The 12,293-nt window shown below is 70.7% G+C and carries 9 protein-coding genes; 3 read left to right on the top strand and 6 right to left on the bottom strand.

All coding sequences use genetic code 11. The features are described from left to right. Positions 1-57 precede the first annotated feature (57 nt). Positions 58-1,197 carry a PAC2 family protein gene (locus AB0M39_RS39425; protein WP_365373240.1) on the bottom strand — a complete coding sequence of 380 codons (1,140 nt, stop codon included), beginning with the start codon at positions 1,195-1,197 and terminating at the stop codon, positions 58-60. 253 nt (positions 1,198-1,450) lie between these two features. Between AB0M39_RS39425 and AB0M39_RS39420 the strand changes: the two genes are divergently transcribed. Continuing rightward, entirely contained in the window at positions 1,451-2,770 is a 1,320-nt protein-coding gene (locus AB0M39_RS39420; protein WP_365373238.1) for an enolase C-terminal domain-like protein, read from the top strand. After that, on the top strand, positions 2,767-3,570 hold the full coding sequence (locus AB0M39_RS39415) for an SDR family oxidoreductase (protein WP_365373236.1): 804 nt from the start codon (positions 2,767-2,769) through the stop codon (positions 3,568-3,570). Before AB0M39_RS39420 ends, AB0M39_RS39415 begins: the two co-directional genes overlap by 4 nt. Positions 3,571-3,672: 102 nt before the next feature. Here AB0M39_RS39415 and AB0M39_RS39410 read toward each other — a convergent pair whose 3' ends face one another. From AB0M39_RS39410 to AB0M39_RS39390, 5 genes are all read right to left on the bottom strand, one after another. After that, positions 3,673-4,344, bottom strand: a complete 672-nt coding sequence (locus AB0M39_RS39410; RefSeq protein ID WP_365373234.1) for a FadR/GntR family transcriptional regulator — start codon at positions 4,342-4,344, stop codon at positions 3,673-3,675. Between the two features lie 355 nt (positions 4,345-4,699). Further along, entirely contained in the window at positions 4,700-6,307 is a 1,608-nt protein-coding gene (locus AB0M39_RS39405) for a glycerol-3-phosphate dehydrogenase/oxidase (RefSeq protein ID WP_365373232.1), read from the bottom strand. A 15-nt stretch (positions 6,308-6,322) separates the two neighbouring features. Next, positions 6,323-7,852, bottom strand: coding sequence for a glycerol kinase GlpK (gene glpK / locus AB0M39_RS39400; protein ID WP_365373229.1), 1,530 nt, complete (start codon positions 7,850-7,852; stop codon positions 6,323-6,325). Positions 7,853-7,886: 34 nt separating this feature from the next. After that, entirely contained in the window at positions 7,887-8,675 is a 789-nt protein-coding gene (locus tag AB0M39_RS39395) for an MIP/aquaporin family protein (protein WP_365373226.1), read from the bottom strand. A gap of 271 nt (positions 8,676-8,946) precedes the next feature. Further along, on the bottom strand, positions 8,947-9,711 hold the full coding sequence (locus AB0M39_RS39390) for an IclR family transcriptional regulator (RefSeq protein WP_365373223.1): 765 nt from the start codon (positions 9,709-9,711) through the stop codon (positions 8,947-8,949). 252 nt (positions 9,712-9,963) lie between these two features. Between AB0M39_RS39390 and metH the strand changes: the two genes are divergently transcribed. Continuing rightward, positions 9,964-12,293 (top strand): methionine synthase (gene metH, locus AB0M39_RS39385; RefSeq protein WP_365373219.1); only part of this gene is annotated, 2,330 nt, incomplete at its 3' end.

Here is a 12,293-nt window from a genome sequence, read left to right as displayed (position 1 = left end):
CGGCGCCTGATCAGGCGCCGCCCCCGCCGTACACGCGCTGGGCGTCCGTGCCCCGCGTCAGCTGCTCGAGCCGTCCGGGCGATCCGTGCCGTCCGGGTCGTCCTCGGCCGCGTCCGGGGCGCCCGTGGAGTCCGCTGCGTCCGTGGTGCTCGCGCTGTTGTCCGGCGAGCCGGACGCCTCCGCGGCTTCCGAGGCCTCTGGGGCGTCCGAGGGCTCGTCGCCCGCTTCCGTCTCGGGCTCCGACTCCGGATCCGACTCCGTGTCCAGCCTCGGCGGCTTGGGCGGTCGCGTCCGGCCGCTGGAGGTGTCGCGCAGATACGAGCTGCCCTCGCCCCCGTCGGTCGCGTGCCCCGGCCCTCCGTCGCGCCGCCGCAGATACCGCTCGAACTCGCGGGCGATGGCCTCGCCCGACGCCTCCGGCAGCTCCGCGGTGTCCCGGGCCTCCTCCAGCGTCTGGACGTACTCCGCCACTTCGCTGTCCTCGGCAGCCAGTTGGTCCACGCCGAGCTGCCAGGCCCTGGCGTCCTCCGGCAGTTCGCCCAGCGGGATACGGAGACCGATCAGGTCCTCGAGGCGGTTCAGCAGCGCCAGCGTCGCCTTGGGGTTGGGCGGCTGCGACACATAGTGCGGCACGGCCGCCCACAGGCTCACCGCGGGCACGCCGGCGTGCGTGCACGCCTCCTGGAGGATGCCGACGATGCCGGTCGGACCCTCGTACCTGGTCTCCTCCAGATCCATGGTCCTGGCGAGGTCGGGGTCCGAGGTGATCCCGCTGACCGGCACCGGCCGGGTGTGCGGGGTGTCGCCGAGCAGCGCGCCCAGGATGACCACCATCTCGACGCCCAGCTCATGGGCGAAGCCCAGGATCTCGTTGCAGAACGAGCGCCAGCGCATGGACGGTTCGATTCCGCGGACCAGCACCAGATCGCGCGGCTTGTCGCCGCCGACGCGGACCACGGAGAGCCGTGTGGTGGGCCAGGTGATCTTCCGTGCCCCGCCGTCCAGCCACACCGTGGGCCGGTTGACCTGGAAGTCGTAGTAGTCCTCGGCGTCGAGCGCCGCGAACACCTCGCCCTTCCATTCCCGGTCCAGGTGTGCGACCGCGGTGGAGGCGGCGTCGCCGGCGTCGTTCCAGCCCTCGAACGCCGCCACCATGACCGGGTCGATCAGCTCGGGTACCCCCTCGAGCTCGATCACCCAGTGCCTCCTTCCGAAGTTCCCTTTCGTACGCCCCAACCTTACGGCTTACCGAGTGCCCCGCCGCAGCCCCTTGCACGGCCGGGTGAACTTCCGAGCTATCGGGCATACGTCGGAGAGCCGACGCCTCCATCCCGTGATTCATCCGAGCTGTACGGGAGAAACTCCGCCCCGACCCTGGACCGCGGCGCGCTAACGGCGCTATACATCGGAGGACCAAGAGGTCCGATGTTCTTCTCCCGGGGGTGCGTGAATGAGCCAGACGGTCACGGAGTTCGAGGTTCACGACATCCGCTTCCCCACCTCGGAACAGCTCGACGGCTCGGACGCCATGAACCCCGACCCCGACTACTCCGCCGCCTATGTGGTGATGCGCGCGTCCGACGGCGCCGAGGGCCACGGCCTCTGCTTCACCATCGGGCGCGGCAACGACGTCGTCGCCGCAGCCATCGAGGCGCTGCGGCCGTATGTGACGGGCCGCCCCGCCCCCCGCGGCGCCGCCGACCTCGCCGCGCTCCACCGCGCGCTCACCCACGACTCCCAACTGCGCTGGCTCGGCCCCGAGAAGGGCGTGATGCACATGGCGGCCGGCGCGGTCGTCAACGCCGCCTGGGACCTCGCGGCGAGGCGCGCCGGGCAGCCCGTGTGGGAGTTCCTCGCCTCGATGAGCCCCGAGGAGCTCGTCTCGCTCGTCGACTTCCGCTACCTCAGCGACGTGCTCACCGAGGACGAGGCGCTGACGATCCTGCGGGACGCCGAGCCCGGCCGGGCCGAGCGGGCGGCCCGGCTGCGCGCCCAGGGCTACCCCGCGTACACCACCTCGCCCGGCTGGCTCGGCTACTCCGACGAGAAGCTGGTCAGGCTGGCCAAGGAGGCCGTCGCCGACGGCTTCGGCCAGATCAAGCTGAAGGTCGGCGGCGACATCGAGGACGACATACGGCGGCTGAAGCTCGTCCGCGCCGCCGTCGGCCCCCAAGTCCGCATCGCCGTGGACGCCAACCAGCGCTGGGACGTCGCCGACGCGGTCCGCTGGATGACGGCCCTCGCGCCGTACGAGCTCCACTGGATCGAGGAGCCGACCAGCCCCGACGACATCCTCGGCCACGCCGCCGTACGCGCCGGGCAGCCGGTCAAGGTCGCCACCGGCGAGCACGCCGCCAACCGGGTGGTCTTCAAGCAGCTGCTCCAGGCCGGCGCCGTGGACTTCGTCCAGATCGACGCCGCCCGCGTCGCCGGCGTCAACGAGAACCTCGCCGTCCTGCTGCTCGCCGCCAAGTACGGCGTCCCCGTCTGCCCGCACGCCGGCGGGGTGGGACTGTGCGAACTCGTCCAGCACCTCGCCATGTTCGACTACGTCGCCGTCTCCGGCAGCTGGGAGGACCGCGTCATCGAGTACGTCGACCACCTCCACGAGCACTTCGCCGACCCCGCCGTCGTCGTCGCCGGCCGCTACGCCGCACCCCGCGCACCGGGCTTCTCCGCCCGCATACTGCCCGAGTCGGCCGCCGCCCACCGCTACCCCGAAGGGCCCGTCTGGCAGGCCCGCCGCACCGCCGAGGAGGCCGTCTCATGAGCCGGCTCACGACAGCCCCACGGGGCGTGCCGGGGCGGGAGTTCGAGGGGCTCTGCGCCCTGGTGACCGGCGGCGCCTCCGGGATCGGCGCCGCCGTCGCGACGCGGCTGCTGGAGCGCGGCGCCCGCGTCGCCGTCCTCGACCGGGATACCGCGGGGGCGCCCGACGGCGTCCTCGCCCTCACGGCGGACGTCGTCGACGACGCGGTCGTACGGGCCGCCGTCGACGCCGCCGCGGCCGAGTTCGGCGCCCTGCACACGCTCGTGTCCAACGCGGGGATCGGCGCGGTCGGCACAGTCGCCGACAACGCCGACGACGAGTGGCGGCGCGTCCTCGACGTGAACGTGATCGGCATGGTCCGCGTCGCCCGGCACGCCCTGCCCCATCTGCGCCGCGCCGCCGCCGAACGCCCCGGGCACGTCTCCGTCACCCAGACCTGCTCCATAGCCGCCACCGCCGGACTGCCCCGGCGCGCCCTCTATAGCGCCTCCAAGGGCGCGGTGCTCTCCCTCACGCTCGCCATGGCCGCCGACCATGTCCGCGAGGGCATCCGCGTCAACTGCGTCAACCCCGGCACCGCCGACACCCCGTGGATCGGCCGCCTGCTCGACCAGGCCGACGACCCCGCCGCCGAGCGCGCCGCCCTCGAAGCCCGCCAGCCCACCGGACGGCTGGTCACGGCGGACGAGGTCGCGGCCGCCGTCGTCTATCTCGCCAGCCCCGCCGCTTCCGCCGTCACCGGCACGGCGCTCGCGGTCGACGGCGGAATGCAGGGCCTGCGCCTGCGCCCCGCTCCCTGAGCCGCCCCGCCCGAGCCGCCCCGCCCGAGCCGAGCGGAGGACCATGACGCTCCAGCTAGGACGCGCCCGCCGCACGCGCCCGCCGCACTCCCGCCGCCCGCCTCACAGCGTCGAGCGCAGCCACTGCTCCACGCTCGCGATGTGCACGGTCGCCCACGACCTCGCGGCCTCCCCGTCCCCGTCCCTGAGCGCCGCCAGGATCGCCCTGTGCTCGTGGAGCGTCCTGCTCACCGCGTCCTCCTGGGTCAGGCCGCGCCAGATCCGCGCGCGGGTCGTCGGGCCGGAGAGGCCGTCGAGCAGGGAGCAGAGGACCGAGTTGCCGGACGACTCCACGATGCGCCGGTGGAACTCCAGGTCAGCCGCGACCAGCTCCTCCACCGCCGGCGCCGGGCCCAGCGCGTCCAACTGCTCGCCGAGTATGTCCAGTTCGCCCGCGCTGATCCGGCTCGCCGCCATCGCCGTCGCCGCCGGCTCCAGGATCCGGCGCACCGCCAGGAACTCCAGCACCGTGTCGTCCCGGTGGAAGTCCACGACGAAGCTCATCGCCTCCAGGAGCAGCTTGGGGTCCAGGCTGGTGACATAGGTGCCGTCGCCCTGGCGCACGTCGAGGATGCGGATGAGCGACAGCGCGCGCACCGCCTCGCGCAGGGAGTTGCGGGACAGTCCGAGCTCGGCGGCGAGCTCGCTCTCCTTGGGCAGCCGGTCCCCGGGCCGCAGCGCACCGGAGACGATCATTCCCTTGATCTTCTCGATCGCCTCGTCGGTGACTGCCATGGAGGGGCCTCCTCGTGTCCTCAGACATCCGATGTCTGAGCACAGTATGCGGTCTGAGCGGCCCGGATCAGCCAGAACGTCGAAGAAGGCCGCTCAGGACCCGCACCACCCCTCGGCGAGGAGAGCGCGGCGAGATCCGCCCGCGATCCGTGACGCAGATCTCCGCGTCGAAGGCTGCGGACAGGGCCTGCGGACAGGGCCTGCGGTCCGGACTCGGGCCGGCGCCTCAGCAAGCAGTCACGGCAACTCCTCGCATCCGTACGGGAACGGGGACCGCGACCGCGCCTGTGACACGCGTAAGGGGCGGTCGCCATGGCGACCGCCCCTTACCCGCGTACTGCGGAACCTCGTGCTGCTAGCGCTTCTCGACCAGCAGCTTGTCGACCTTCTCGCGGATGTCGTCCGTCGCCAGACCGCGGATCGTCAGCGTCGTACGGCGACGCAGCACGTCGTCCGCCGTCTCGGCCCACTCGTGGTCCCGCGCGTACACGACCTGCGCCCAGATCTCCGGGGCGTCGGGGTGTATGCGCTCGGCGAGCGCCGGGTCGTCGTTGGCCAGACGCGCGATGTCGAAGGACAGCGAGCCGTAGTGGGTGGCCAGATGACGGGCGGTGTCGGCCGCCATGCGCGGTCCGGGCGTGCCGCCGTCGATCAGGAGGCGGTGCGCGACCGCGTTCGGGTTGGCTATGCCGGGCAGCGGCAGCTTCTTGGGCAGATGCGCCATCGGCTGCATGTCCTCGGCGAGCGGACCGCCGGGCAGGGCGGCCAGCTTGTTCATCACGGTGCGGCCGATGTGGCGGAAGGTCGTCCACTTGCCGCCGGCGACCGACAGCATGCCGCCGCGGCCTTCGGTGACGACCGTCTCGCGCTTGGCCTTGGAGGTGTCGCCGGGACCGCCCGGCAGCACCCGCAGACCGGCGAAGGAGTACGTGATCAGATCACGGGACAGCTGCTGGTCGCGGATGGAGAACGCGGCCTCGTCCAGGATCTGCGTGACGTCCTTCTCGTTGACCGAGACGTCCGCCGGGTCGCCCTCGTACTCCTCGTCGGTCGTGCCGAGCAGCAGCATGTCCTCCCAGGGGAGGGCGAAGGTGATGCGGTACTTGTCGATCGGGGTCGCCAGCGCGGCCTTCCAGGGGGAGGTGCGCTTGAGGACCAGGTGCGCGCCCTTGGACAGCCGGATCGAGGGTGCCGCGTTCGGGTCCTCCATCCTGCGCAGGTGGTCGACCCAGGGGCCGGTGGCGTTGAGCACGAGGCGCGCGGTGACGCCGAACTCGGCGCCGTCCGTGCGGTCGCGCAGCTCCGCGCCCGTCACCCGGCCCTTGGTGAAGCGCAGACCGGTGACCTCGGCGTGGTTGAGGACGGTCGCGCCCGCCTCGACGGACGCGCGGACCGTCATCAGCGCCATGCGGGAGTCGTTCATCTGGTCGTCGCCGTAGACGGCGACGGCCTTGAGGTTGTCCGTACGGAGCTCGGGCACGTCCTGCGCGGCCTTGGACGGGCTGAGCAGGTGGCCGACGCCGTCGCCGAAGGCCGACAGGGCCGAGTAGGCGAAGACGCCCGCGCCGAGCTTCGCGGCGCCGTGCGGTCCGCCCTTGTACACCGGGAGGTAGAAGGTGAGGGGGTTCGCCAGATGGGGGGCCACCTGACGGGATACCGCGCGGCGCTCGAAGTGGTTCTCCGCGACCAGCTTCACCGCGCCGGTCTGCAGGTAGCGCAGACCGCCGTGGAGGAGCTTGGAGGAGGCGGAGGAGGTGGCGCCGGCGAAGTCGCCGGCGTCCACCAGAGCCACCCGCAGCCCGGACTGCGCCGCATGCCAGGCGGTGGAGATGCCCAGGATGCCGCCGCCGATCACCAGGAGGTCATAGGTCGCCTTGGAGAGCTGCTCCCGAGTCTCGGCGCGGCTCGGGTTGGAGCCGGCCGGGTGCGTCCCCAGGGCGGGGACGCTCTGCAGGGTGGTCATCTTGAATGCTCCTCGTCAGTTCTCTTCGTCCTCGAGCCAGCCCATGGTGCGTTCGACGGCCTTGAGCCAGTTCTTGTACTCGCGGTCGCGGTTGTCCGCGTCCATGCGGGGGGTCCACTCGGCGGCCCGGCGCCAGTTGGCGCGCAGGGCGTCGGTGTCCGGCCAGTAGCCGACGGCCAGGCCGGCGGCGTAGGCAGCGCCGAGGCAGGTCGTCTCGGCGACCATGGGGCGCACGACCGGTGCGTCCAGGAAGTCCGAGAGGGTCTGCATCAGCAGGTTGTTGGAGGTCATGCCGCCGTCGACCTTGAGCGCGGTCAGCTCGACGCCGGAGTCCTTGGTCATGGCGTCGCTGATCTCGCGGGTCTGCCAGGCGGTCGCCTCGAGCACGGCGCGCGCGATGTGCGCCTTGGTGACGTAGCGGGTCAGACCGGCGATCACACCGCGGGCGTCGGGACGCCAGTACGGGGCGAAGAGGCCGGAGAAGGCCGGCACGAAGTACGCGCCGCCGTTGTCCTCGACGCTCGAGGCGAGCGTCTCGATCTCGGCCGCGGACTTGATCAGACCCATCTGGTCGCGCATCCACTGCACCAGCGAGCCGGTGACGGCGATGGAGCCCTCGAGGGCGTACACCGCGGGCTGGTCGCCGATGCGGTAGCCGACGGTCGTCAGCAGGCCGTTGTACGAGTTGACGGGCTCGTTGCCGGTGTTCATCAGCATGAAGGTGCCGGTGCCGTACGTCGACTTGGCCTCGCCCTCGGCGAAACAGGTCTGGCCGAACAGGGCCGCCTGCTGGTCGCCGAGCGCGGAGGCGACCGGGACGCCGGCGAGCGCGCCGCTCTTGGCCGTGCCGTACACCTCGGCGGAGGAGCGGATCTCCGGCAGCACCGAGGCCGGGACCTCCATGGAGGCCAGGATCTTGTCGTCCCACTCCATGGTGTGCAGGTTCATCAGCATGGTGCGCGAGGCGTTGGTGACGTCGGTGACGTGGTGGCCGCCGTCGACGCCGCCGGTCAGGTTCCAGATGACCCAGGAGTCCATGGTGCCGAAGAGGATCTCGCCGCGGTCGGCGCGCTCGCGCAGGCCCTCGACGTTGTCGAGCAGCCAGCGGACCTTGGGACCGGCGAAGTACGAGGCGAGGGGAAGGCCCGTCTCGCGGCGGAAGCGGTCCTGGCCGACGTTGCGGCCGAGCTCCTTGCAGAGCGCGTCGGTGCGGGTGTCCTGCCAGACGATGGCGTTGTGGACGGGCTCGCCGGTGTTCTTGTCCCACAGCACGGTGGTCTCGCGCTGGTTGGTGATGCCGATGGCCTTGACGTCGTCGGCGGTGATGCCCGCCTTGGCGATGGCGCTGTCGACGACCTCCTGGACGTTGGTCCAGATCTCGGCGGCGTCGTGCTCGACCCAGCCCGGCTTCGGGAAGATCTGCTCGTGCTCCTTCTGGTCGACGGAGACGATGCGTCCGTCGGTGTCGAAGACGATGCAGCGGCTGGAGGTGGTGCCCTGGTCGATGGCCGCGATGAAGGGCCCAGTGGTGTGTGCGTCAGTCACGGGGTGCTCCTGCTCAGTTCGGTGGTAGGTCGGCTCAGGCGAACGCGATGTTGTAGATACCCGCTGCGATGGCTCCGCCGATCAGCGGGCCGACGACGGGGATCCAGGCGTAGCCCCAGTCGGAGCCGCCCTTGTTCGGCAGCGGCAGCAGGGCGTGCACGATGCGCGGACCGAGGTCACGGGCCGGGTTGATCGCGTAGCCGGTCGGGCCGCCCAGCGAGAGGCCGATGCCGACGACGACGAACGCGGTGATCAGCGCGCCGAGCACGCCGAGGCCGTTGCCCTCGTTGTTCAGGCCCTGCGTCAGGACCGCGAGCACCAGCACGACCGTGCCGATGATCTCGGTGACCAGGTTCTGCCACACCACGCGGACCTCGGGCCCGGTGGAGAAGACACCGAGAACCGGACCGGCCTTCGGCGCGGCCTCCTCGCTGACCATGCCCTCCTCGTGCGGAGGCGAGGCGATGATCTCCGGGTCCTTGAGGTGCGCGTCGAACTGTCCGTAGTAGGTGATCCAGACCAGGAAGGCGCCGAGCATGGCGCCGAGCATCTGGCCCGCGAAGTAGACCGGAACGTTGCTCCAGTCGCTGTCCTTGATCGCGATACCGACGGTGACGGCCGGGTTCAGATGGGCGCCGGAAAGTGTGCCGGTCATGTAGACCGCGGTCATGACCGCGAATCCCCATCCGAATGTGATCGCCAGCCAGCCGGCGTTCTGCGCCTTGGAGCGCTTGAGTACGACGGCGGCGACGACGCCGCCACCGAGCAGGATGAGTACGGCGGTACCAATGATCTCGCCGATGAAGATGTCGGAGCTGGACACCCGCGACTCCTTTGTCCTTCGTCCAGGGGAAGGCGAACCGTCCGGGTCCCTCCGGGTGGTTCGCGCCCTCAGGTGAGGGCGTTGCCCGGCCCTTGGCATTGCCACACTCTAACGCGTATTGCCGGTAGGTGTTCGACAATGTCGACCGGTGAACGGAAGTTTTGCCCCCGGGTAAACGTGGCGTCAAGGGTTCGGTGGCTGAAAGTCGGATCGTTACCGATGATCCGGCAAATCGTACAAAATTGCTCGGCCGGACAGGGCGGCAATCGCCTCAGAATCGGCCGGCGCCCAAGTCCCGGGAGACCGCCCTGGCGCAGTCCCGCACTGCTGCGACCAGCTCGGATCGCAGCTCGCCCGCGTTGCAGACCCGCTCTACCGCGCCCGTGATGGCGACGGCGCCCACCGGCATCCTGCGGCGGTCGTGGATGGGGGCGGCGACCGAGGCCACGCCCTCCCAGGTCTCCTCCACGTCGGCCGCCCAGCCGCGCGCACGGGTGTGGTCCAGGACGGCCTCGAAGTCGGCAAGCCCCGTGACCGTGCGCGGGGTGAAGCCCTCGCGCTCGATCTCGATCACCTCGCTGTGCGCCACCGGGTCGTACGCGGAGAGCACCTTGCCCAGGGCGGTGGAGTGCAGCGGCTGCATCGCCCCCACCTCCAGGACCTGGCGGCTGTCGTCGGGGCGGAAGACGTGGTGGATGACCAGCACGCCCCGCTGGTGCAGAACGCCCAGGTGGACGCTCTCGCCGCTGGAGCGGGCCAGGTCGTCGGTCCACACGAGCGCGCGGGCGCGGAGCTCGTGGACGTCGAGATAGCTGTTGCCGAGGCGGAGCAGCTCGGCGCCGAGCTGATAGCGCCCGGACGCCGGGTCCTGCTCGACGAAGCCCTCGGCCTGCAGGGTGCGCAGGATGCCGTGGGCGGTGCCCTTCGCGAGCTCCAGCGAGGAGGCGATGTCCGACAGGCCCAGCCGGCGCTCCCCGCCGGCGAGCAGCCGGAGCATCGCAGCAGCCCGCTCCAGTGACTGGATGTTCTTCGCCATCGGATCGGCCCTTCTCCACTGCGGTTCGACAATGCTGAACACTATCGGTCCATGCCGACCTTGGTCACCGCAGAGTGCGTACTTCCTGGCCGAAAGCGATTCCTGAGTGGCGACGACAAGAATGGGTACATGATGCCGTCCGCCCCGTGGGACACCCACTCCCTTGGGCGGGCCGCCCGGCTACTCTGACCCCGTGCGCCTTCCACCGGAAGCCGCAAAGCCGACAGCCGTCGCATCCCAGGGAGCACATCCATGGCCTCGTCGCCGACCCCCTCCGCTGACAGCCGGACCCGAATCGACGCCCTCCGCGAGGCGCTCGCCACCCGCGTCGTCGTCGCAGACGGCGCGATGGGCACGATGCTCCAGGCCCAGGACCCCACACTCGAGGACTTCGAGAACCTCGAGGGCTGCAACGAGATCCTCAACGTGACCCGGCCGGACATCGTCCGATCCGTCCATTCGGCCTACTTCGGCGTCGGCGTCGACTGCGTGGAGACGAACACCTTCGGCGCGAACTTCGCCGCGCTCGCCGAGTACGACATCCCCGAGCGGGTCTTCGAGCTCTCCGAGTCCGGCGCGCGGATCGCCCGCGAGGTCGCCGACGAGTTCACGGCCTCGACCGGACAGCAGCGCTGGGTGCTCGGCTCCATGGGCCCCGGCACCAAGCTGCCGACCCTCGGCCACGCCCCGTACACCACGCTGCGCGACGCCTTCCAGCAGAACGCCGAGGGCATGATCGCGGGCGGCGCGGACGCGCTGCTCGTGGAGACCACCCAGGACCTCCTCCAGACCAAGGCCGCGATCCTCGGCGCCCGCCGTGCGCTGGACGCGACCGGCGCGAACCTCCCCGTCATCTGCTCGGTGACGGTCGAGACGACCGGCACCATGCTGCTGGGCTCGGAGATCGGCGCGGCGCTGACCGCGCTGGAGCCGCTGGGCATCGACATGATCGGCCTGAACTGCGCCACCGGCCCGGCCGAGATGAGCGAGCACCTGCGCTACCTCGCCCGGCACTCCCGCATCCCGCTCTCCTGCATGCCCAACGCGGGACTGCCGGTGCTGGGCAAGAACGGCGCGCACTACCCGCTGAGCGCGACCGAGCTCGCCGACGCCCAGGAGACGTTCGTACGGGAGTACGGCCTGTCCCTGGTCGGCGGCTGCTGCGGCACGACCCCCGAGCACCTGCGCCAGGTCGTGGAGCGCGTCCGCGACCTCGCCCCGACGACGCGCGAGCCCCGGCCCGAGCCCGGCGCGGCCTCCCTCTACCAGACCGTGCCGTTCCGTCAGGACACCGCCTACATGGCGATCGGCGAGCGCACCAACGCCAACGGCTCGAAGAAGTTCCGCGAGGCCATGCTGGACGCCCGCTGGGACGACTGCGTGGAGATGGCCCGCGACCAGATCCGCGAGGGCGCGCACATGCTCGACCTGTGCGTCGACTACGTGGGTCGCGACGGCGTCGCCGACATGGAGGAGCTGGCCGGCCGCTTCGCCACCGCCTCGACCCTGCCGATCGTGCTGGACTCGACCGAGGTGGACGTCCTCCAGGCGGGGCTGGAGAAGCTCGGCGGCCGGGCCGTCATCAACTCCGTCAACTACGAGGACGGCGACGGCCCCGAGTCCCGCTTCGCCAAGGTCACCCGACTGGCCCAGGAGCACGGCGCCGCCCTCATCGCCCTGACCATCGACGAGGAGGGCCAGGCCCGCACCGTCGAGGCGAAGGTCGCCATCGCCGAACGGCTCATCGACGATCTGACCGGCAACTGGGGCATCCTCGAGTCCGACATCCTCATCGACACCCTGACCTTCACCATCTGCACGGGCCAGGAGGAGTCCCGCAAGGACGGCATCGCCACCATCGAGGCGATCCGCGAGCTCAAGCGCCGCCACCCCGACGTGCAGACCACGCTGGGCCTCTCCAACATCTCCTTCGGCCTCAACCCGGCCGCCCGAGTGGTGCTGAACTCGGTGTTCCTGGACGAGTGCGTCAAGGCCGGTCTGGACTCGGCGATCGTGCACGCCTCGAAGATCCTGCCGATCGCCCGGCTGGAGGAGGAGCAGGTCAAGGTCGCCCTGGACCTGGTCTACGACCGCCGCGCCGAGGGCTACGACCCCCTCCAGAAGCTCATGGAGCTGTTCGAGGGCGTCAACATGAAGTCGATGAAGGCGGGCAAGGCCGAGGAGCTGCTCGCGCTGCCGCTGGACGAGCGGCTCCAGCGCCGCATCATCGACGGCGAGAAGAACGGCCTGAACGACGACCTCGCCGAGGCCCTCCAGACCCGACCGGCCCTCGCGATCGTCAACGACACCCTCCTGGAGGGGATGAAGGTCGTGGGCGAGCTGTTCGGCTCCGGCCAGATGCAGCTGCCGTTCGTGCTCCAGTCGGCCGAGGTGATGAAGAACGCGGTCGCCTACCTCGAGCCGCACATGGAGAAGTCGGACGCGGAGGGCAAGGGCACGATCGTGCTGGCGACGGTCCGCGGCGATGTGCACGACATCGGCAAGAACCTGGTGGACATCATCTTGTCCAACAACGGCTACAACGTGGTGAATCTGGGGATCAAGCAGCCGGTGTCGGCGAT

It is taken from the genome of Streptomyces sp. NPDC051907 (genome assembly GCF_040681075.1).
Classification (GTDB): domain Bacteria; phylum Actinomycetota; class Actinomycetes; order Streptomycetales; family Streptomycetaceae; genus Streptomyces.
Note: the sequence above shows the minus strand (reverse complement) of the source record. Positions and strands in the feature narration are given on the sequence as shown.